Source organism: Clostridium homopropionicum DSM 5847 (assembly GCF_001263795.1).
Taxonomy (GTDB): domain Bacteria; phylum Bacillota; class Clostridia; order Clostridiales; family Clostridiaceae; genus Clostridium_H; species Clostridium_H homopropionicum.
This window is the reverse complement of sequence record NZ_LHUR01000027.1, coordinates 136118-157973: the sequence shown is the minus strand read 5'-3', so window position 1 is coordinate 157973 and position 21856 is coordinate 136118. Positions and strand designations below refer to the sequence as shown.

General features: G+C 30.3%; 19 protein-coding genes and 2 pseudogenes. 14 read left to right on the top strand and 7 right to left on the bottom strand.

Features of this window, described 5'->3' with window-relative positions:
* Positions 1-12 precede the first annotated feature (12 nt).
* Positions 13-876 carry an AraC family transcriptional regulator gene (locus CLHOM_RS11880; protein WP_052221909.1) on the bottom strand — a complete coding sequence of 288 codons (864 nt, stop codon included), beginning with the start codon at positions 874-876 and terminating at the stop codon, positions 13-15.
* Positions 877-1193: 317 nt separating this feature from the next.
* Here CLHOM_RS11880 and adhE point away from each other — a divergent pair, with 317 nt between their 5' ends.
* A complete protein-coding gene (gene adhE / locus CLHOM_RS11875) occupies positions 1194-3824 on the top strand; it encodes a bifunctional acetaldehyde-CoA/alcohol dehydrogenase (RefSeq protein WP_052221908.1) in 2631 nt (876 codons plus the stop codon).
* 87 nt (positions 3825-3911) lie between these two features.
* On the opposite strand, the gene CLHOM_RS11870 is transcribed toward adhE, so the two are convergent.
* Positions 3912-4583, bottom strand: a complete 672-nt coding sequence (locus CLHOM_RS11870; RefSeq protein ID WP_052221907.1) for a Crp/Fnr family transcriptional regulator — start codon at positions 4581-4583, stop codon at positions 3912-3914.
* Positions 4584-4682: 99 nt separating this feature from the next.
* Between CLHOM_RS11870 and CLHOM_RS11865 the strand changes: the two genes are divergently transcribed.
* Together CLHOM_RS11865 and CLHOM_RS11860 are read left to right on the top strand one after the other, a co-directional pair.
* On the top strand, positions 4683-5165 hold the full coding sequence (locus CLHOM_RS11865) for a permease (RefSeq protein ID WP_052221906.1): 483 nt from the start codon (positions 4683-4685) through the stop codon (positions 5163-5165).
* Complete coding sequence (locus CLHOM_RS11860; RefSeq protein ID WP_052221905.1) at positions 5162-5887, top strand: permease; 726 nt, start codon at positions 5162-5164, stop codon at positions 5885-5887. The genes CLHOM_RS11865 and CLHOM_RS11860 overlap by 4 nt, the downstream gene beginning before the upstream one ends.
* Before the next feature lie 135 nt (positions 5888-6022).
* Here CLHOM_RS11860 and CLHOM_RS11855 read toward each other — a convergent pair whose 3' ends face one another.
* Positions 6023-6685 carry a Crp/Fnr family transcriptional regulator gene (locus tag CLHOM_RS11855; protein ID WP_052221904.1) on the bottom strand — a complete coding sequence of 221 codons (663 nt, stop codon included), beginning with the start codon at positions 6683-6685 and terminating at the stop codon, positions 6023-6025.
* A 110-nt stretch (positions 6686-6795) separates the two neighbouring features.
* On the opposite strand from CLHOM_RS11855, the gene CLHOM_RS11850 reads away from it, so the two are divergent.
* The 4 genes and pseudogenes from CLHOM_RS11850 (at position 6796) to CLHOM_RS11835 (ending at position 11734) form a co-directional block, all read left to right on the top strand.
* Entirely contained in the window at positions 6796-7089 is a 294-nt protein-coding gene (locus CLHOM_RS11850) for a cupin domain-containing protein (RefSeq protein WP_242846773.1), read from the top strand.
* A 22-nt stretch (positions 7090-7111) separates the two neighbouring features.
* Positions 7112-8735, top strand: a pseudogene (hcp, locus tag CLHOM_RS11845) (hydroxylamine reductase).
* Between the two features lie 56 nt (positions 8736-8791).
* Complete coding sequence (locus CLHOM_RS11840; protein WP_052221902.1) at positions 8792-10003, top strand: diguanylate cyclase domain-containing protein; 1212 nt, start codon at positions 8792-8794, stop codon at positions 10001-10003.
* Positions 10004-10087: 84 nt separating this feature from the next.
* A complete protein-coding gene (locus CLHOM_RS11835; RefSeq protein WP_052221901.1) occupies positions 10088-11734 on the top strand; it encodes a methyl-accepting chemotaxis protein in 1647 nt (548 codons plus the stop codon).
* Between the two features lie 70 nt (positions 11735-11804).
* On the opposite strand, the gene CLHOM_RS11830 is transcribed toward CLHOM_RS11835, so the two are convergent.
* The 3 genes and pseudogenes from CLHOM_RS11830 to CLHOM_RS18695 form a co-directional block, all read right to left on the bottom strand.
* A complete protein-coding gene (locus CLHOM_RS11830) occupies positions 11805-13064 on the bottom strand; it encodes a hypothetical protein (protein WP_052221900.1) in 1260 nt (419 codons plus the stop codon).
* Positions 13065-13182: 118 nt separating this feature from the next.
* Positions 13183-13677, bottom strand: a pseudogene (gene mraW / locus CLHOM_RS11825) (16S rRNA (cytosine(1402)-N(4))-methyltransferase); the annotation flags it as partial.
* Entirely contained in the window at positions 13676-13984 is a 309-nt protein-coding gene (locus CLHOM_RS18695) for an XdhC family protein (protein ID WP_052221898.1), read from the bottom strand. The gene CLHOM_RS18695 and the pseudogene mraW, both read right to left, overlap by 2 nt.
* Before the next feature lie 436 nt (positions 13985-14420).
* Here CLHOM_RS18695 and CLHOM_RS11815 point away from each other — a divergent pair, with 436 nt between their 5' ends.
* From CLHOM_RS11815 to CLHOM_RS11805, 3 genes are all read left to right on the top strand, one after another.
* On the top strand, positions 14421-15608 hold the full coding sequence (locus tag CLHOM_RS11815; RefSeq protein WP_052221897.1) for an anaerobic nitric oxide reductase flavorubredoxin: 1188 nt from the start codon (positions 14421-14423) through the stop codon (positions 15606-15608).
* 224 nt (positions 15609-15832) lie between these two features.
* Positions 15833-16321, top strand: a complete 489-nt coding sequence (locus tag CLHOM_RS11810) for a helix-turn-helix domain-containing protein (RefSeq protein ID WP_052221896.1) — start codon at positions 15833-15835, stop codon at positions 16319-16321.
* Positions 16322-16353: 32 nt separating this feature from the next.
* On the top strand, positions 16354-16713 hold the full coding sequence (locus CLHOM_RS11805) for a DUF4180 domain-containing protein (protein ID WP_052221895.1): 360 nt from the start codon (positions 16354-16356) through the stop codon (positions 16711-16713).
* 65 nt (positions 16714-16778) lie between these two features.
* Here the strand turns inward: CLHOM_RS11805 and CLHOM_RS11800 are convergent, their stop codons facing one another.
* Positions 16779-17144, bottom strand: coding sequence for a NifB/NifX family molybdenum-iron cluster-binding protein (locus CLHOM_RS11800; protein WP_052221894.1), 366 nt, complete (start codon positions 17142-17144; stop codon positions 16779-16781).
* 128 nt (positions 17145-17272) lie between these two features.
* Here CLHOM_RS11800 and CLHOM_RS11795 point away from each other — a divergent pair, with 128 nt between their 5' ends.
* The 4 genes from CLHOM_RS11795 (at position 17273) to phaC (ending at position 21810) form a co-directional block, all read left to right on the top strand.
* A complete protein-coding gene (locus CLHOM_RS11795) occupies positions 17273-17653 on the top strand; it encodes a DUF134 domain-containing protein (RefSeq protein WP_052221893.1) in 381 nt (126 codons plus the stop codon).
* A gap of 185 nt (positions 17654-17838) precedes the next feature.
* A complete protein-coding gene (locus CLHOM_RS11790) occupies positions 17839-19020 on the top strand; it encodes an SAM-dependent methyltransferase (RefSeq protein ID WP_052221892.1) in 1182 nt (393 codons plus the stop codon).
* Between the two features lie 566 nt (positions 19021-19586).
* Positions 19587-20693: a poly(R)-hydroxyalkanoic acid synthase subunit PhaE gene (locus tag CLHOM_RS11785; RefSeq protein WP_052221891.1), complete on the top strand. Its 1107-nt coding sequence runs from the start codon at positions 19587-19589 to the stop codon at positions 20691-20693.
* A 40-nt stretch (positions 20694-20733) separates the two neighbouring features.
* Positions 20734-21810: a class III poly(R)-hydroxyalkanoic acid synthase subunit PhaC gene (phaC, locus tag CLHOM_RS11780; RefSeq protein WP_242846772.1), complete on the top strand. Its 1077-nt coding sequence runs from the start codon at positions 20734-20736 to the stop codon at positions 21808-21810.
* Positions 21811-21856: the final 46 nt, after the last annotated feature.

Genomic DNA, 21856 nt, shown 5'->3' with positions numbered 1-21856 from the left:
TCTATATGTTACTTAAAATTTCCGCTTAATATATTTTTCATTACTTTCATTTAGAATATATTGTTTAGGTGTAATTCCAAACCTATCTTTAAACAAACCTATAAAATAAGAAATATTATCGTAGCCTAGATCATAGGCTACTTCTGTAACATTTTTCACTTTCAGCATTTTCTTAGCTTCTAAAAGTTTTAAATTTTTAAAATATTCATTTGGAGATACTCCAATTACTTTTTTAAATTTAGCGGAAAAATTTGCAGGGGACATATTCAAAGCGTAGGCAATTTCAGAAATTGTAATACCTTCTGAAATGTTCTCATGCATAATTTTTATTGAAAGATGAATGAAATTATTTGAATTAATATTAAGCATATCATGAACACTTTTAATTTTAATAAGATTATAAGCCATTTCTTGTGCATATAAATCCACTAAAAATTCCTTGTTTTTTTCATTGCTTAAAGCAGTATTAAGAATTCTTTGAATAGAATTATGGATAATAGGATTAACCTTTTCATAAAGTATATGTTTTTTTATATCACAATTTAAATCGTTTTCAAATTCCATACAAACTTTCTTAGTAACAGAATCTATTAATGAATTGTATATTTCAAAAACTAAGGCTTTGGTAGGAGTATTTATTTCTAAATTTACAGTAGAATTAGGTGGCAGAATTATGAATTCTTTATCATTATATGTGAAAACGTTATCATTATTAATTTTAACTTTTTTTTCCCCATCAATAATAGTACATAATCTACTGGATTCATATGATTTATATTCACCTTTATATTTATCATTAAAATCATAATATAAAACACGTAAATAATTGGTTTCTAATCCATGTATCAACTCTGTTCTTCTGTCAAATTTATTCATAATTATCCCCCATTTACGTTAGAAATTATTAATTTTATTATATCAGCTTTAATTTAATTAAAAAAGAGCTGATTTTTTGATTTATTTAAAAATCAGATATTTTTATTAAAAATGAATTAGTTTTAAAAAAAATAAACTGATAATATTAAATCATAAAATATGTGGTAATCAAAAATAAAAGCTCTAAGAGAAGTAAATATGATATACAGATAGTGTTGATAAGTTTGAAAACGTTTAACCTTTAGCTGATTTCTATATTAACATCAAAATAGCTTTTTCTGTATATTTATTAAAAAATGAGAAAGAGGGGTAAAATTATGAAAGTGACAAATGTTGACGAATTAATGCAAAAATTAGCTGAGGTAAGAGCTGCTCAAAAGAAATTTGCTACTTACACTCAAGAACAAGTTGATGAAATATTTAAACAAGCTGCTATAGCAGCAAATAATGCTAGAATACCACTTGCAAAAATGGCCGCAGAAGAAACTGGAATGGGGATAGTTGAGGATAAGGTTATTAAAAATCATTTTGCTTCGGAGTATATTTACAACAAATTTAAAGATTTAAAGACTTGTGATGTTATTGAAAGAGACGAGGCTTTTGGAATTACTAAAATTGCAGAACCAATAGGAGTTATAGCTGCTGTTGTCCCAACAACTAATCCAACATCAACTGCTATATTCAAAGCTTTAATAGCTTTGAAAACTAGAAATGGTATCATAATTTCTCCACATCCAAGTGCAAAAAATTCAACTATAGCAGCGGCTAAAACAGTACTTGAGGCAGCTGTTAAAGCTGGAGCTCCAGAAGGAATAATTGCATGGATAGATGAACCAACAATTGAGATTTCAGGAATAGTAATGAAAGAAGCGGATATAACCCTTGCAACAGGTGGCCCTGGAATGGTTAAAGCTGCATACTCCTCAAGTAAACCAGCTTTAGGAGTTGGTCCTGGTAATACACCAGCTGTAATTGATGACTCAGCTGATGTTAAAATGGCTGTAAATTCAATACTTCTTTCAAAGACTTTCGATAATGGTACAATCTGTGCTTCTGAGCAATCAGTTATTGCAGTTGATTCAGTATATAATGATCTGAAAAAAGAATTTGAGGATAGAGGTGCTTATATCTTAAAGAAAGATGAAGTTGCTAAGGTTGGAAGTGTGATATTAGTAAATGGTGCTTTGAATCCTAAAATTGTTGGAAAACCTGCTTATAAAATAGCTGAGCTTGCTGGAGTAACAGTTCCTAAAACAGCTAAAGTTCTTATTGGTGAAGTAGAGTCAGTTGGACTTGAAGAGCCATTTGCACATGAAAAATTATCTCCTATTTTAGCTTTATACAAAGGTAAAAACTTTGATGATGCACTTTCAAAAGCTGTAACACTTGTTGAACAAGGTGGAATTGGGCATACTTCATCATTATATGTAGATGAAATGAAGGGGAAAGACAAAATATCAAAATTCTCAGGAATTATGAAGACTGCTAGAACATTAATAAATACTCCTTCATCTCATGGTGCTATAGGTGATTTATATAACTTTAAATTGAATCCTTCTTTAACCTTAGGCTGTGGTTCATGGGGTGGAAACTCCGTATCTGAAAACGTTGGACCACAACATTTAATAAATGTTAAAAGTGTAGCTGAGAGGAGAGAAAATATGCTTTGGTTTAGAGTCCCTGAGAAGGTATATTTCAAATATGGATGTCTTCCAGTTGCATTAAAAGAACTTAAAGACTTAAATAAAAAGAAAGCATTTATAGTAACTGACAAAGTGCTTTATCAATTAGGATACGTTGATAAAGTTACAAAAGTCCTTGATGAAATAGGTGTTGCTTATAAAATATTCACAGATGTAGAACCAGATCCAACTTTGGCTACAGCTAAAAAAGGTGCTGAACAATTATTAAGTTTTGAACCAGACACAATTATAGCTGTTGGTGGCGGATCAGCAATGGATGCTGCTAAGATTATGTGGGTAATGTACGAGCATCCAGAAGTAGCCTTCGAAGATCTTGCTATGAGATTTATGGATATAAGAAAGAGAGTATTCTCATTCCCTAAGATGGGCGAAAAAGCTATGATGATATCAGTAGCAACATCAGCTGGTACTGGTTCAGAAGTTACTCCTTTCGCAGTTATTACTGATGAAAAAACAGGATCTAAATATCCATTAGCAGACTATGCATTAACTCCAAATATGGCAATAGTTGACGCTGAATTAATGATGGGTATGCCAAGAAGCTTAACAGCTGCCTCTGGTATAGATGCTTTAACTCATGCTATTGAAGCTTATGTATCAATAATGGCTTCTGAATTCACTAATGGCTTAGCCTTAGAAGCTTTAGAATTAATATTTAAATATCTACCATTAGCATATAATGAAGGTACAACTAATAAAGAGGCAAGAGAAAAAATGGCACATGCTTCATGTATCGCTGGTATGGCATTTGCTAATGCATTCCTAGGAATCTGCCACTCATTAGCACATAAATTAGGAGCTCAACACCACGTGCCACACGGAATTGCAAATGGATTATTAATAAATGAAGTTATAAAATTCAATGCAGTAGATGACCCAAGAAAACAAGCTGCCTTTGCTCAATATAAATATCCAAATTCTAAAGCTAGATATGCTAAGATTGCTGACTTCTTAGCACTAGGTGGAAGAACAGATGATGAAAAGGTTCAATTGTTAATTAAAGCTATAGATGAGCTAAAAGCAAAAGTAAATATACCAATGACTATAAAAGAATTTGGAGTTACAGAAGAAAAATTCTATGAAACTCTTGATGACATGGCAGAAAAAGCTTTTGACGATCAATGTACAGGAGCTAATCCAAGATATCCATTGATAAGCGAACTTAAGCAAATATACATTAATGTTTTTGATAAACCTTCTACTCTTAAAGATATTTCAACAACTAAAGAAACAAAGAAAAAGTAATGAATAAAGCCGTGCGTTGCATGGCTTTATTCATTCTTTTTTTAGTTCACTATTATCTTCCTTGTGGTATATTAAGTTAATTAGAAGCTAATAATTGTTTAATGCGGTTTCGTTTAATATTTTAATTGAATGTGCATCATATGTTATTAAACCTTCTTTTCGCATTTTATTTAGTTCACGTGACAGAGAAGGTCTTTGTACTCCAAATTTTTCTGCTAGTTGTTTTTTTGTTAAGGTCAATTTTATTATATTACTCTTTTGAATATATCTTTCGTATATTAAATAATCTATAATACACTGTCTGATGGATTTAAAGGACAGTGTTTTTATTTTCTCTGTTAGAATTAAGGTTTTATCTGAGAGTGCTTGAAGAAAATTAATTAGAAAACTAGTATTACTTTGGCAGAGCTTTAGAATTAAGTCTTTTTTTATATGAAGAATAGTGGCATCTGTCTTGGCTAAAACCATCATAGGGTAAAAGTTTTTATGGGAAAAAAGAAGATTTCCACCAATAACGTCACACATATTGAAATCACTTATGGAAATATAATTACCTTTATCATCGATTCCTTGTACAGAAATAGTCCCTTTTAAAACTATGTCGAGAGTTGTACATTTTTCATTTTGAAAATATATTACAGAGTTCTTTTTATAAGTTTCAGTATTAAAAGAATCATTAGTAATTAACTCATTAATATCTTTTAGGGAGAGTTCTTTAAACAAATCTACATGTTCAAGTAGATAAATAAAATCTAGCATTAAATATGTCTCCTTTTTCAAAATTAGTAACCTTGGTAACTGATTATAATATTAAAACAAATTATAATTCATGTAAAGATATTGAAAGGAGATAATAATGTGGATATTTTTACTTTAAGCCTTTGGATAATTACAATAGTTTGGTTTGTAATATCTATAGTGAAAGACAAAAAGAAAACTTTTAATTCTATTAAAATGTCAAGTGGTATGATGAGGAACATGATAGGAGAAATAATAGGAATACTTTTTCTCATTGGTTTAATACTTACTTTTATTCCACCAGAAACAATAAAACAGTATTTAGGTCAATCCAATATTTTGTTATCTACAGTTATTTCAACAGTAGTAGGCAGCATTACTTTAATACCTGCTTTTGTTGCTTTCCCACTAGTAGGTTCACTTGTAAATGCAGGAGCTAGTATAGTTCCTACAGTTGCATTTTTAACAACTCTTACAATGGTTGGTATAGTTACTTTTCCTCTTGAAAGAAGGGAATTTGGACTTAAGTTTGCATTAACTAGAAATTCATTAAGTATGGGATTTGCTGTTATTATTGCACTTTTGATGGGGGTGATAATGTGAGTTTACTAATTAAAAAAGTAAAAAGTAATATATTTTTAACTCTTGTTATCTTTACGTATATATTTTTAATGATTTTTATGCCTGAGAAAGGAATACAATCTTTTAGTAATAGTCTATATTATGTAAAAGAAATGCTTATAATAATGCCAGTAATACTTTTATTAACTTCACTTATTGAAGCATGGGTTCCTAAAAACACAATACAAAATGCTTTAGGTGAAGGGTCAGGAGTGAAAGGATTCCTATTTTCGTTTTTGCTAGGCAGTTTTTCAGCAGGGCCTATTTATGCAGCTTTTCCTGTTTGTAAAATGCTTATCAAAAAAGGAGCAAGTATAGCGAATATAGTAATTATCTTAAGTGCTTGGGCAGTAATTAAGATTCCAATGCTTGCTAATGAATCAAAGTTTTTGGGTCCTAAATTTATGTTGGTAAGATGGGTATTAACTACTATATCTATTCTAATAATATCAATTATAATTTCAAAAATTGTTAAAAAAGAGGATTTACCTATTCATAGTGCTGAAGAAAATAAAGATGGAATATTAAGTGTAAATGAACATTTTTGTATTGGTTGTGGATTATGTACAAGATTATCACCAGATGATTTTATTCTTGAAAATAAAAAGGCAAAAGTAAATAAAAAAATATTAAAGGAAGATAAAAATGAAAAAGTTAAATTAGCCATTGACAAATGTCCTGCCAAAGCTATAGATTATGTGTAAATACTATTATAAGAATATGAATATAAAATTGCGGCTGCCTGTAAGCAAGGATGATGAAATGATAGCTTATTTGGTAAATGTGTTTTTAAAGGAGGAACATTATTGTGCAAATTGGTTTGTCCTCCGAAAGCTATATCAAAATAATTCTGGTTTTAGCAATGTTATGGTTTGACCAGATATTTGTATAAGGTGATCATTTACCATGTTTTTCAGCTCACGAGAAACAGATGGTCGAGCAACGCCGATAATGTCAGCAATCTCAACTTTTGAGTGTTGAAACTTGAAGGTTGTAACGCTACAAGCCTTATATTCATTTGACAAGTAGAGCATGAGTTTTGATCTAACGTCTTTGTATTGAAACATTTGTAGTTTTTCTTTAAAGGTGATTACTCTAGAAGATAAAAAAACAATGAAATTATCATTGAATGTTTGACTGGTTCTAAGCAGTTTGCGAATCTTATCAAAAGGAATATATAGCACTTTACTATCCTTTATTGTCACAAATGTAAATGGATATTTAGGATTAATTGCACTATATAAAGTTGTACCAAATGCATCACTGGATTCAATAATTTTAAGAGTAAACACTTCGCCAGATGGTGTTAATTGTTGAATGGCTAAAATGCCTGTTAGAATAAATCCAATAGATGTGCAAGGCTCCCCTTCTTGAGCAATTAGAGTTCCTTTTTTATAATTTCCTATAATGCAGTTGTCCAAATCTATAATTTCTAAAAGAGAGTTTAACTGAAAATCTTTAAATAAGGGGCTATTTAACAATAATTTTACGTCGGAAAACATGATTCCTCCTATAAGTGTAACAGCTGTTACAGTTTTAAATTACTAAATATAGTATACTATAAGAAATTATGAAAAGAAAGGTGGCGAAAAAAATAGAGCAGGTATATAAAATGTCAATAGGAAATGACCGTTTGGTTGAAAAAGTTATCCAAGATGAGAATGTGCATTATATTCATATGGTATTCAATCAGGATGAAGGCTTACCAGAACATTTTTCCAATTCAACTGTGTATATGACAGTTTTAAGGGGTACATTGTCAATTGGTTTGGATGAACAGAAAATTAATAAGTATTATGCAGGAACTGTACTTAAAATTCCATTTAATACAAAAATGAATGTTAAGAATTTAGATGCTGAAGTGCTAGAACTTATTGTTGTTAAAGCACCAGCACCTCAAAATTAAATAAAGTACAAGGAGGGTTATCATGAGTATGTTTTGTTACCAATGTCAAGAAACTGCAAGAAACACTGGATGCACAATAAAAGGTGTGGTAAAAACGAAGAAGTTGCTAAGTTGCAAGATCTTTTAATCTACGCTTGTAAAGGTATTGCAGAAATTGTGATGAAGGGAGAAATAGAAGTCAGTTCCCTTGGCGAGATTAATCATGAAGTAATTAAAAGCCTTTTCATTACGATTACAAATGCTAACTTTGATGAGAACGCTATCGAAAAGCAAATCAACAAAATGATTGACTTTAGAGAAGGTCTTAAAGCTAAGGTTAGCGGTATTCAAATTGGTGATGCAGCTACTTTTACTGTAACTGATAGAGCTTCTATGATAGAAAAAGCTTCAAAAGTTGGTGTGCTAGCTACAGAAAACGAAGATGTAAGATCCTTGAGAGAGTTAATTATATACGGCTTGAAGGGAATGGCTGCTTATACGCATCATGCACTTAATATTGGAAAAGAAAATATTGAGATTTACGGCTTTATTTATGAAGCCCTTGCGTCTACACTGGATGATTCATTATCGGCAGATCAGCTTGTAGCTTTAACACTAAAAACAGGTCAATTTGGTGTTTCTGCAATGGCACTTCTTGATGAAGCAAATACTTCAAAATATGATAATCCAGAGATAACAAATGTCAATATTGGTGTTAGAAATAATCCTGCTATTCTGATTTCGGGTCACGATCTCACAGATCTAGAGCAGTTACTTGAACAAACAAAAGGGACAGGCGTAGACGTTTATACTCACAGTGAAATGCTTCCTGCACACTACTATCCATTCTTTAAAAAGTATGATAACTTTGCCGGCAATTACGGCGGATCATGGTGGTGTCAAGTGGATGAATTTGGACCATTTATGGACCAATCCTCTTTACGACAAACTGTATCGTACCTCCAAGAACAGATGAAATCAGAGACCGTATTTTCACATCAGGCGCTTCTGGTTTCCCAGGATGTATGCACATTGAGGCTGACAATAGTGGTAAAAAGGACTTCACTCCAATTATTGAAATGGCTAAGAAGTTGCCTGCACCGACAGAAATTGAAACAGGTTCTATTGTAGGTGGATTTGCCCACGAACAAGTATTTGTACTTGCAGATAAGGTTGTAGATGCAGTTAAATCTGGAGCTATTAAAAAGTTCTTTGTCATGGCTGGTTGCGATGGCAGAATGAAATCAAGAGAGTACTATACAGAATTTGCAGAAAAGCTGCCTAAAGACACTGTAATTCTAACTGCGGGATGTGCAAAGTACAGATACAACAAACTTCCACTAGGCGATATTGGAGGCATTCCAAGAGTTCTCGATGCAGGTCAATGTAATGATTCATACTCATTGGCAGTCATTGCGCTTAAACTTAAAGAAATCTTTGGGGTAGAAGATGTTAATGACCTTCCAATTGTTTACAATATTGCTTGGTACGAACAAAAGGCAGTTATTGTACTTCTTGCACTCTTATACCTTGGTGTTAAGAACATCCACCTTGGTCCTACTCTTCCAGGTTTCTTATCTCCAAATGTTACTAAAGTGTTAGTTGAGAATTTTGGTATTGCAGGTATTGGCACTGTAGATGATGATATCAAACTATTTATGGCTTAATTCTTAAAATCAGCCTCAGAAGATGAGGCTGATCTTCTAATAATAGGAGTGAATTTATGAAAATTAAGAATCAACTATTACTGACACATGGACTTCTAGTTATTTTATCCATTGCCACTGTCTTAATTAATGCTATTGCCTATAAAGGTATGGAAAGTGATGCAAATATAATAAATCATGCTGGTAAGTTAAGAGCAATAAGCTATAATATGGGTCAATTATCTAATCAAATAAATAACCAAGGCAATGATAGCAATTATGCAAATTTGACAACGAATTTAGAACATAGGATTGAAGAGTTGGAGGATATTTTGGCAATGTTGAGTGAGGGAAGAGAAAAATCTATTGTAGGCATCAACCATAACTACACAATTTTGCAGCTGGAAAAAATTATTAAAGAATGGAATGAAGTTTTCAAACCATCATATCTTAGAATTTTAGAAAATAAATCTATAAATGACGCCTGTGCACAAATTAACAACAATATAGATTTATATGTTAATAGTATTAATGAAATGGTCACTTCTTATTCTATATATGCCGAACAAAAAGTAATTAGAGCACTTACAATTAATGGTGGGTTAGTATTTTTAATAATCATTGTTACAGTATATTCATTTACATCCACAAATAAACGAATACGAAGACCAATGAAAATTCTAATGCAAGAACTGAAAGAACTGTCGTTAATAGACGATGAAATTTCTAAACAGTTAAAAAATATCAATACCGATGAAATATCTGAGATGACACAGTACTTTAACGAAATGATGTTCGACCAACTTACCAAAGCACTCAATAGGCGAGCTGGGCTAAGCAAATTAAGCCGAATGCTTGAATATACAAATAAAAGAAATTTAAAGATGAGTCTTTGTTTTATTGATGTAAATGGACTTAAGGAAGTTAATGATCAACTTGGACATAAATTTGGTGATGAGCTAATCGTTAGTGTTGTGGAAGGTATAAAGAAAGAAATTCGTGATGACGATATGGTTATAAGAATGGGTGGAGATGAATTCCTTATTGTATTTACAGGAATAGATCAGGAAGTTTCAGAAAAAGTTTGGAATAGAATAAACCAGAGATATCAGATCATTAATGAAGAAGAAGAAAGACCATATGTAATTAGTGTTAGTCATGGTATAGTTGAACATGACAATTATGAAAGATCAGAAGTTGAATTATTGATAAAAAAAGCTGATGATAGAATGTATGCTGAAAAAAAGTACATTAAAGAACAGTTAAAAGTTAAAATCATTAAATCTTAAAAATAGTAAATATATAATCACAAGTCAAGAAATAAGCAAAATCCTGAAGGGAAAATCATGGCATGAAAGGTGGCTTGACCAAGTATGAAAATAAAACACAAATTGTTATTAACTTTCGGATTAATAATTATTTTATCATTTGCTATTGTCGGCATAAATTTTATGACCTATAAGACCATGGAAAGTGATGCGAATTTTGTAAATCATGCAGGAAAGTTACGTGCATCAAGCTATAAAATGGCTCAGCTGGCAAATGTAATTGTTGCAACAAAAAATAATGATGCTATGAATAGTCTAGAAGAAAGCATTAAACTTTTTGATGAGATTTTAAAAGATGTTTCAGATGGTAATTCCGAAAAAGGGCTTTCAAAATTGAAACATACAGATACGGAAATGAAGCTAACAGAAATAATTAAAAAATGGAATTCTACTTATAAAGATGCTTATTTAGCAGTCTTAAACACTGGTGACACAGTTTCTCTTCAAATGATTAATTCAGAAGTTTCTGGGTATGTGGATTCCATAAATGATATGGTTACAGGATATTCACAGTATTCTAGCTTAAAAGTCTCTACGGCAAAAATGACAAATGGTATTTTGATTATTGTTGTGTTATTTATAGGAATTATAGCTTTTATATTTTTAAACAAAGGCATTACAAATCCGATTAATTTACTAATAGAGGATATGAAGGATCTTTCAGAAGGTAATGGAGATTTAACTAAACGAATTGAGATTAATAGCAAAGATGAGATCGCTGATATGATACACTACTTTAATAAATTCATTGTCGATATTCATGAAATAGTGAAAGAAATTTCAAAAATTTCATCAATATTATTAAGTAATATGAACGCAATTACAAGCACAACTGGACAACTTACGAAGTCTACGGAAATGATTGCGATGTCATCTATGGATGTTGCAGAAGGTTCCTTACTTCAAAATAATAAGCTGGATGAATTAAACAATCTTGTGGAGAAGATGAGAATGGATATTGAGAATGTATCTCAAAAAGCACATCAAACACTTAAATCTTCTGAAAAATCCCAAGAGTCAGTCTTAAATGGTGATCGACAAGTTTCAGTGCAATCAGATGAACTCACAAAGTTTGTACACTCTATTAAGTCAGCTTCACATACGGTTGAAGATTTGAATCAATCATCTGAAGAGATTAAGGCAATTGTAGATCTTATCCATAGCATTTCTTCACAAACTAACCTTCTAGCTTTAAATGCATCAATTGAGGCAGCACGAGCAGGAGAATCAGGTCGGGGTTTTGCAGTTGTGGCGGATGAAATACGGAAATTAGCTGAGGAAACATCTGTTTCTGCAAAAAAAATCAGTGACATTGTCATGAGCATCAGTGATAAAACGATGAATGTAAAAACATCAATGGATGAGTTGGTAGATAATACTAAGGTTCAGGAGAAGTCAATGGAAACATTAAAAGATGAGCTCAAAGAAATCTTGAATGTTACGGCTGTTACACTAAATGAGTCACAAGAAATCATGGAAATTTCGACTAAGGTAAACAACGAATTCAGCGTGATGACTCATTCTGCAAAAGATATTCAAAGTGTTGCAGTCCAAAACTCAGGGAACACTCAAGATGTTGCATCAGCAGTTGAAGAGCAAACTGCTTCATTTGAAGAAGTGTCTGCTAATATAAGCTCAATCAATGAAATGACAGAAGAGTTAACAAAAATTGTGGGTAGGTTTAGAATTTAAATATATTGAAATTTAGCTTGGATAATCTTAAAAAAAGAGATAATAATGCATAGAATTTTATAAATATAATCTATTTTTTAGTGTCTTTCCATGCTATCTTTATATTATTTTGTATATCTGTAGATTTTATTTTATACTCTGCATGGTCTCCTATTGCATGGGGAACATTTAGGCTGATAACAATTGAATCATTTGTTAAGTAGCTATAGGTAGTAGATGGGTTTTCTTCAATGTTTCTACTATCAGCTTGCTTAAAATATTTAATTAAATCTTCATTGCTAATATTATTAATATATTGGTTTACAGCAGCTTTCATCCTACTATTACTAGGTTCTGAAGCAACATAACTACCATTTCTAAAGCTTTTTACAAAGTTATCATCAATTTTAATAATATCAGCTAATTTTAATTTCTTGGCATTTTTTATGTCAATATTGGTTGTGTAAAATTGATTAGTTGGGTATGCGGCTCCTCTTATTGTTGATAGACCATAATATTGAATACTCAAGAAATTTGAAGCTGCTAATGGTATATTATAATTGATTTCTAAGGTTAAATTATCATCTACACCCTTAGTAAAGCCTTCTAAAGCAGTATTCTTAATTATTTCATTTAGTAATTTTTGCTTATTATCATCACCTAAATTTGTAATTTGAGGATAGTTTACAGTTACATTTTTAGCTTTATAAACATTTTTAGTTAGCTGATAATTTATAGTAGTTTGTGTGGAATTTTTTGCTTGGGGTGATATTACTTTCGTAGAGGAATCGGTTTTATCACTTTTTTGAGGCAATATCCATTCAATAGGAGGAGTTCCATCTTTTCCATTATACTGAAGAATATAAGTAGTAGATGTATCTTTATCAGAAATTACTATTTGATATCGTGGCATTCCTTCTGTGCGAGTAGCAGTTAAATACAAACCATAACCGTCGGGAGTATTTTTATTTTCTGTAACAATGGATTCAGTTATCAATTTGCTATTTTCATACTTTACTTTCTCAATCCTTATAGAAGTAGCATTTTTTATTGGTAAAATAAGAATTTTATCTTCACTTTCTTCTATTACCTGTTTATCTAAATTGCTAACTTGATCTAGCTGTGATTTATCAGGAGAATTTAAAATTACTGCAATAGCTGAATCATTAATTTTTTCTCCTTTGTTTGTGAGTAGTTTTAATGCACTGTTTTTACTATTTGATGATATGGATGATTTAGGATCTGCTACTGTGGTTTTGGATTGGTCTATATTTTTTTCATTAGCTTTGCAGCCTATAAATGCAAACGAGATAATACAAATTAAAATAATTATACTTAAAAGCTTTTTCATTTTTACACTCCCTTACTAATTTTAATACTTAGGATAATATCTAAATTATTATACCCATAATTGCTCGAAAAGCCGCATAAAAAACTGGATTCCGTACTTGGCGAAATCCAGTTAAAACTTATGCTTTGATTGCCCAACGTAATTTAGCAGAACGTGCACGACTATTAACATGACATTCTTCTGCTGATGGACGAATAGGCTCGAGTGCTATTTCGGAATAAACGCCTTCACGAAAAAAGTGTTGAAAAGATTTTTTAACTTGCTTAATCTCTAAAATTTCGGAACCATAACCCAAACGTTCTAAACGATCTTTGGTGCGTGGCAATTCAAGAGGATCTACATCAATTGCATACAAGCGCCCCTTTGAATCTAAACATTTAAGCATCTCTAAAGTATGACCACCATAGCCTAGTGTTGCATCTAAACCGATCTGGCCCGGTGTAATTTGTAGGAATTCCAATATTTCTTTAATGCAAATTGAAATATGCATACCTGCAGGAGTACAACCCTTCTGAATAATCTTTGCAATATCATCAGCATATTTCTCCGGATTCAGTTCATTATATTTTTCTTTAAAGTTCTTAGGATGAGTGCCTTTATATCGAGTACGTCTATTTTAGAGAATGTTTTTGAGGGAAAATAGGAAATATAGTTATTGTTAAAACACCTGCTTCACTGCAACCGCCGCCAATACTTCCTATGGTTCTTCCGTCAGAGTAGGCAATCATCTTTGCACCTGCTTTTCTTGGAACAGATCCTTTAGAAGATATTATTGTAAAAAGAGCTTTTGGAGTATTTGTATCTTCAAATATTTTTTCAATTACTTCCTTATCAAATTTTGGGAAAGCAAAATTTTTACCAAGCTTATTGACAATTCCTCTATTTTTAAAGCTGATTACTCTTCGCTTTGAGCCTATCATGCCTATATAGCTAAGCTCATAATTTAGTACGTTACGTAAAAATTTGTTAAAAGGATCTTTTCTTCTATAGAACCGCTTCTATTGTTATGTAAATTGAGATAGGTTAACATTATGCATTGATTACCTTGATTAACTTTGCTTAGTAGTACTTTATATACATCTTTTAACATATTAATCACCCTCTCATCTCTAATGATATAATAAAATAATCATTTATATATTATTGTAGGATAGATCTCATAAAAATACCACTATAGAATAATATTTTCATCTGTTGAATGAAGATAAATATTTACACTGATATTAGGTTAAAAAACATAAATACTAAGATTTTAAGTGACAGGGATGGATTTTTAATAGAGACTAAGGAGATAATAAAGCTATTAGTAAATATAACTTTTAAAGAGGATATTTATTTGTAGAAAGGATGGTACTTATGTCTTTTAAGATTAGTGATACTGTTACTTGGGTTGGAAAAATAGATTGGGAACTAAGAACTTTTCATGGTGAAGAATACTCTACACATAAAGGATCTTCATACAATTCATACTTAATTAAAGATGAAAAGACAGTCTTGATTGATACTGTTTGGCATCCATTTGCTAAAGAATTTGTAACCAATTTAAAAAGTGAAATTGACTTAAATAAAATAGATTATATAATCATGAATCACTCTGAAATTGACCATAGTGGTGCACTTTTAGAGCTAATGAAAGAAATACCCAATACACCAATATATTGTACTAAAAGTGGTGCTAAAATAATAAAGGGACATTATCATAAGGATTGGAACTTTGTAGAGGTTAAGACCGGTGATACCTTAGATATAGGTAAAAGAAAACTAACATTTGTAGAAGCAAAAATGCTTCATTGGCCTGATTCTATGTTTACATATTTATCTGGTGAAAATATTCTATTTAGTAATGATGCCTTTGGACAGCATTATGCATCTGAATTGATGTATAATGACAAAGTTGATCAAGGGGAGTTATTTCAGGAAGCAATAAAATATTATGCAAATATTTTAACTCCATTTAGCAAATTTGTTGTAAAAAAAATAGAAGAGGTATTGAGTTTTAATTTGTCCGTTAGCATGATTTGTCCTAGTCACGGTATAATATGGAGAGATAATCCATTACAAATTGTAAATAAGTATATTGAGTGGGCAAAGGATTATGAAGAAAATCAGATTACAATAATTTATGATACAATGTGGAACTGCACAAGAAGGATGGCTGAGGCCATAGCAGATGGTATAAAAAGTTCAAATAAGGACATTGTAATAAAGATTTTTAATTCATCTAAAAGCGATAAAAATGATATTATTACAGAAGTTTTCAAATCAAGAATGGTGCTTGTTGGTTCATCAACAATAAATAAAGGAATATTATCCTCAACAGCTGCAATATTAGAAATTATTAAAGGGCTTGGCTTTAAAGAAAAAAAAGGAGCTGCCTTTGGAAGTTATGGCTGGAGTGGTGAATGTACAAAAATAATTAGTGAAGAACTGGAGAAAGCTGGCTTTCAGGTAGTAAATGAAGGAATAAGAGAATTATGGAATCCAGATGAAAATGGATTAAACAGGTGCAAAGAATTTGGAAGTAGTATTTTAGAAAAAGTCTAAATATTTAAGTGTGCTTTATGTTATCATAGACACACTTTTTTTACTTTGCTATTAATTTGAACATAATCAGAAGTATATAACTGTGTACTGAGAAAAGTGATATTGAATTCAATAGAGTGTATTAAATAGCAATAAAGTTAAATAAAATACAATAAAATAATTGACGTAGGTCATAAAGTTACATATAATGAATTTATGTGATAATACTGAAAGGATAGATTCCTATGGAAGAGAAGTTTTATACTATTGATCAAGTTGCAGAGTTATTGGATATGCACCATAAAACTATAAGAAAATTTATATCAGATGGAAAGCTCAAGGCAACAAAGGTTGGAAAGCAGTGGAGAATATCAGAACGAGATTTAAATTTCTTTATGGGAAAGAGTATTAATGAAAACAACAATAATAAAGAAATAAAAGTAGATGAGGAAATTGAGTTTTCAACAAATGAAATAAATTCTGAAATTATAAGGCCAAAAGTTAGCATTTCTACCGTGGTAGAAATTAATGAAATTGACACCAAGCAGTATATGAGAATATCTAATACTCTCATAGCTGTTATGAATTCTAAAGATCCAAGTTTAAGTGACTCAACAATAAACATGAAATATTATGAAAAAGAAAACAGGCTAAGAATAATTTTATGGGGTCCTATAGCGTTTATGGTAGTAATGCTGGATACAATTTCTATTTTAACAGAACCAACTAATTAATAGTTAATTATAAAATAAAGAGGGAGAAAGAAATGAATTATAACTTGATTGAGAAGAATGACAATAGGTATATTGAACACTCTAATGATAAAAAGCAGCTTAGTACAGAAAGAGATGCTGTGGATCTTATTGCAGCTTGCATTGAAAATAATGCTCGTTTATTGATTATCCAAGAAAAAGCACTTTCTGAAGACTTTTTTAATCTTAGAACAGGGCTAGCAGGGACAGTGCTGCAAAAGTTTGTAAATTATAATATTAAAGCTGCACTAATTATCACAAATGAAGAAAAAATAAGTGGCAGGTTTAGGGAAATGATTACTGAAGCCAATAAAGGAAATGACTTCAGAGTGTTTAAAAACACTGCTGATGCTGAAAATTGGCTAACAACTTAAAATTGATTAATTTTAAAATTTCAGCTTAGTAAATAGGAATGAATAAAGCCATGCAATGCACGGCTTTATTCATTATGACATCCATGTTCATGAGCATGGCAAAAATCACCTGAGTCTACAAGAGAACCTTCAAGCCATTTTAAAGCTATATTCTTCACATCTCCAGAACAGCCACGAAATACTTCTATTCCTGAGTTGTTTAGTACCCTTACTGCACCTTCACCCATATTACCTGCGAGCATTACTTTAACACCCATATCAGAAAGAATTGTTGCAATATTTGATTTACACCCACAGCCAGCTGGTGATGAAACAGTTTCAGAAGCTATTATTTCCTTAGTTTCTGTATCAACTGTAAATACAGTGAAATATTCACAATGTCCAAAGTGATCATCAATATGATTATTACGTGATGGTAATGCGATTTTCATAATAGTAACCTCCAATAAAATATATTAATTATTATATAGCATACGAGTTATTGACATATGCCCTTTATATATTATAATAATCTTATAAAGAACATATGTCAATAATGTTTAGCGATGGGGGATAAAATATGCCAAGGCCAAGGAAATGTAGAAAAGTATGTTGTTTGCCTAAAAGTAATTTATTCGGACCAATAGATAAAACTATGATAGAAAATGAAATAATTGTAATGACGGTTGATGAATATGAAGCTATTAGACTAATGGATTTAGAAGGAATGACCCAAGAAGAATGTGCTGAAAAGATGAATGTAGCACGTACAACTGTTCAAAGGATATATAATGAAGCCCGTTTAAAGATAGCAAAATCATTAGTAAATGGGTATTTATTGAAAATCGAAGGCGGAGATTATAAGCTTTGTGAAGAAAATTCATCTTTATTTGGATGCAGGAGATGTCATGAACAAAAATGTTGTCAAATTAGTAGTGATGTCAACTTAAAGGAGGAGTAGATTTTCATAAAGATATTATTGTTCTATAAACAGACAAGATAAATGAAGATATCATATTTATACTAGATTTATGTTTATAAACAAATCACTCAAATCATGAAAACTTGAATTTCATTTTTAGAGTAGTATACTGGTTATAACAGTAAATTAAACTACATTAATAAATATCGATAGGGGTGATTGTTTTGAACATTGTAGAACGAAAATTTTTCAAAAAATATCTAAGCAAATTTGATGAAAATCCTTTTTTGGTTAGATTTAATGATGGTGACAGTTTTGTTATTGGGGAAGGAGAACCAAAATTTGAAATTATGATTAATGGTTCTATTCCCAAATCCGATCTTTTAACTAGTACTTCTCTTGCTCTAGGTGAAGCATATATGCGTGGGGACTTAGAAGAAAAAGGCGATCTCTACACAACTCTTAATTTCTTTATGGGACAAATGAATAAATTTACTATTGATCATAAAATTTTAAAGAATCTAATTCATCCATCTGTTTCAGCAAAAGCTCAGAAGAAAGAAGTGCAATATCATTATGACATAGGAAATGATTTTTATAGTCTTTGGCTTGATAAAACCATGTGTTATTCTTGTGGTTATTTTAAGAATGAGAATGATACTTTATATGATGCTCAAGTCAACAAAGTTCATTTAATTCTTTCAAAATTGAACCTAGAAGAGGGTATGACATTACTGGATATTGGATGTGGTTGGGGTTTTCTCTTAATCGAGGCAGCAAAAAAATATAAAATTCATGGTGCTGGCATAACATTAAGTGAAGAACAGGCTAAAAAATTTCAACAACGTATAAAAGAAGAAAACTTAGAAAATTATCTAGAAGTAAAATTAATGGATTATAGAGAATTACATAAATTAGATCGTAGATTTGATAGAATTGTAAGCATAGGAATGCTTGAACATGTAGGTCGTGAACATTACGAACTTTTCATCAAAAATGTAAACTCTGTTTTAAAGCAAAGTGGGATATTACTTCTACATTACATAAGTGGATTAAAGGAAAGTGCTGGTGATCCTTGGATCAAAAAATATATTTTCCCTGGCGGAGTGATACCAAGCTTGAGAGAAATGATAAATATATGTAGTGAATATGGATATTATACAGTTGATGTTGAAAGCCTTCGTAGACATTACAAAAAAACTCTGTTGTGTTGGAATGAAAATTTCCAAAATAATTTAGATAAAATAAGAGAAAAATTTGATGATAAGTTTATTAGAATGTGGGAATTATACCTTTGTAGTTGTGCTGCAAGTTTTAATAACGGAGTAATTGATCTTCATCAAATTGTTTTTACTAAAGGTGTTAATAATGATTTACCAATGACTAGAGATTATTTATATAAATAATTATTCTTTGAAAATCTAAATATTGCTCAATCTTTATTTTGGAGAAAACATTACTAATAATAAGACAAAGGTGAAAACATAAGAAAAACCAAATAATTATTAGGTTTTGTCCAAAACAAAGGGATTTATCTGATTATACTTTTCACAATTAAAAAATATGAATTTAAATATTTTCCCAATTAATCTACCGCTGATTAGGTGTTATATTCATCTAGTCGGCGCTTTTTATTTTTCTGATATTTATAAAAAGTCTCATAAGAGAGATCATCATTTTTTATTAGTGTCTCATTTTTTCTATAAAAATGTATCTCTATGATACAGTAACATTTATAGTAAAAGGTACTAATAAGTATATAAATGGTGATTTATGAATATAATTTACAATAAATGGGATTTTGAGATTAGGAAGAATAAATGAATGATGATAAAATATATACTAGCTTCTATAATTACCTTAAATTTACTATAGTTCAAAATTACATGAAAATATGGAATATAATAGTGTTTTAAGAATTATTATAGATGTTAATATTATAAATAGATTTAGAAGGAGAAGTGGAAGCATTATGAAGAGTAATTTTAATATGTTTAATGAATTTTTCGATGCACAAAAAAATATGTTTGAAGTATGGCAAAAGACGTTTAATTTTACAGGGCAGGAGGTAAAAGATAACAAAAAAGGTCAGAGCAATTATAACCCAATGAATTATTATAAGGATTTAATGGAGTTAAATAATAAATTATTTACATGTTATACAGGAAATCCCTACGAAGTATTTAATAAGATTAAACAAAGCAATGATATATATGAAGAATTTTATAAGGTTTGGCAAAAGATTAAAGAAGATTCAGTTCCAACAGAAGCATCTATGAAAAAAGCTTATGAAGAATGGACATCACAATGTGTAGAATATATGAAAAAAAATTATATACCATATATTCCAGAACCAATGAGAAAAATATTCGAAGAATCTATAGCAGTAATGGAATCTTATAAAATTGCTATAAATAAATTTTGGGAACCATGGATAAGCAGTGAGCAAGAATTAAATGATACTTTTTTTAAAGGATTTTTAAATGATCCATCTGCATATTTAGATTATCTAAAATTATGGAAAGAAAACTATGATAAGTCTTTTAGTAAGCTTATTAATACGCCAATGATGGGAATTGATAGAGAATTTTTAGAAAAACAATTCGAGAGCTTTGATAAATTTGTTCGTTATAGTGTACTTGTTAATGAATTTTCAGCAAATATTTATAAATTGACACAAGAAACTATGGAAAAAATTCTTCAAGATTATATGCAAATGTATAAAGAAGGGATAGAACCAAAAACTTTTGAGGAATTTTATAAGTATTCTACTGAAAAAATAAATACGGCTTTTAGCAAATTATTCTTTTCAGATGAGTTTAGCAAATTAGTAGGACATATACTAGATGCAATGACAAATTTTAAAATAGAGGCAGATAAGTTGTGGGAAGAATATCTTTCTTTTATGCCAGTACCTAAAAAAACAGAAATGGACAGCGTATATAAAACTGTATATGATATGAGAAAAGAAATGAAAAACATGATGAAAGAAATAGATGAGGTTAAAGTTCAAATAAATGAACAAAAAAATGGAACAAAAATTAAAGATAAATCAAATACTGGTAGTAATACGAAATAATGTATAAATTCGTATGATAAAAATAAAGAGGTGAGTTGGCTTGTATAATGTTTCTAAAACAAATATGTTTACAGAATATATGTATAAACAATTAAAAGATCAACAAAAGATATTAAACGGAATGGATGTTTTGATGAATATTGACTATGAAGACTATGATAAAACACCAAAGGAATTAGTATATCAAGAAGATAAAATGAAATTATATCACTATATTCCAAAGACTAAGAATAAAGCAACTATTCCAACTTTAATGGTATATGCCTTAATGAATAGACCTTATATTATGGATATACAGCAAGATAAAAGTTTTATAGGGAAATTATTAGATCAAGGACTAGATCTTTATATTATTGATTGGGGATATCCTACAGCAGAGGATAGATATATAACTTTTGAAGATTATATAGAAGGATATTTGGCAAATGCAATAGATTATTTAAGAATAAAGCATAATTTAGATAAAATAAATATTTTATCTAAATGCCAAGGAGGAACATTCTGTGCTATTTATGCAGCATTATATCCAGAAAAAGTAAATAGCCTTGTGACTATTGCATCACCAGTAGATTTCAACGTTGATGATGGACTTTTATTTAAATGGTCAAAAGATATGAATATAGACAGTCTTGTAGATGCCTATGGAATTGTACCAGGTTGGTTTTTAAATATGTGTTTTGTATCCTTAAAGCCATATTCTTTATTAGTAGATAAATATATTGGAGTAGTATCTAACTTAGATAATCCTAAATCTTTAGGAGATTTTTTAAGTATGGAAAAATGGATTTTTGATAGTCCGGGACAAGCTGGTGAGGCCTATAGAAAATATATGAAGGATTTATGGCAAGATAACAAGCTTATTAAGGGAGAATTTATGTTAGGAAATAAAAATGTTAATCTTAAGAATATAACCATGCCATTACTAATTATTTTTGGAGAGCAAGATAATTTAATTCCACCATCTGCAACAAAGCCATTACATGATGCAGTAGGAAGTAAGGATAAAGAAATGGTTTCTTATCCTGTAGGGCATGCTGGAATTGTAGCAAGCTCTCGTTCACAAAAAGAAATTGTACCTAAAATAGCAAATTGGATTTTAGATAGAAGTAAAAGATAAAAAACAATAAGGCAGCTAGCGAAATATATTTTCCTAACTGCCTTAT

What these genes read in the sequence shown, in the direction of transcription:
- CLHOM_RS11880 (WP_052221909.1), bottom strand. Translation starts at nt 876, where the DNA reads ATGAATAAATTTGACAGAAGAACAGAGTTGATACATGGATTAGAAACC.
- adhE (WP_052221908.1), top strand. Translation starts at nt 1,194, where the DNA reads ATGAAAGTGACAAATGTTGACGAATTAATGCAAAAATTAGCTGAGGTA.
- CLHOM_RS11870 (WP_052221907.1), bottom strand. Translation starts at nt 4,583, where the DNA reads ATGCTAGATTTTATTTATCTACTTGAACATGTAGATTTGTTTAAAGAA.
- CLHOM_RS11855 (WP_052221904.1), bottom strand. Translation starts at nt 6,685, where the DNA reads ATGTTTTCCGACGTAAAATTATTGTTAAATAGCCCCTTATTTAAAGAT.
- CLHOM_RS11850 (WP_242846773.1), top strand. Translation starts at nt 6,796, where the DNA reads ATGTCAATAGGAAATGACCGTTTGGTTGAAAAAGTTATCCAAGATGAG.
- CLHOM_RS11840 (WP_052221902.1), top strand. Translation starts at nt 8,792, where the DNA reads ATGAAAATTAAGAATCAACTATTACTGACACATGGACTTCTAGTTATT.
- CLHOM_RS11835 (WP_052221901.1), top strand. Translation starts at nt 10,088, where the DNA reads ATGAAAATAAAACACAAATTGTTATTAACTTTCGGATTAATAATTATT.
- CLHOM_RS11830 (WP_052221900.1), bottom strand. Translation starts at nt 13,064, where the DNA reads ATGAAAAAGCTTTTAAGTATAATTATTTTAATTTGTATTATCTCGTTT.
- CLHOM_RS18695 (WP_052221898.1), bottom strand. Translation starts at nt 13,984, where the DNA reads ATGATAGGCTCAAAGCGAAGAGTAATCAGCTTTAAAAATAGAGGAATT.
- CLHOM_RS11815 (WP_052221897.1), top strand. Translation starts at nt 14,421, where the DNA reads ATGTCTTTTAAGATTAGTGATACTGTTACTTGGGTTGGAAAAATAGAT.
- CLHOM_RS11810 (WP_052221896.1), top strand. Translation starts at nt 15,833, where the DNA reads ATGGAAGAGAAGTTTTATACTATTGATCAAGTTGCAGAGTTATTGGAT.
- CLHOM_RS11805 (WP_052221895.1), top strand. Translation starts at nt 16,354, where the DNA reads ATGAATTATAACTTGATTGAGAAGAATGACAATAGGTATATTGAACAC.
- CLHOM_RS11800 (WP_052221894.1), bottom strand. Translation starts at nt 17,144, where the DNA reads ATGAAAATCGCATTACCATCACGTAATAATCATATTGATGATCACTTT.
- CLHOM_RS11795 (WP_052221893.1), top strand. Translation starts at nt 17,273, where the DNA reads ATGCCAAGGCCAAGGAAATGTAGAAAAGTATGTTGTTTGCCTAAAAGT.
- CLHOM_RS11785 (WP_052221891.1), top strand. Translation starts at nt 19,587, where the DNA reads ATGAAGAGTAATTTTAATATGTTTAATGAATTTTTCGATGCACAAAAA.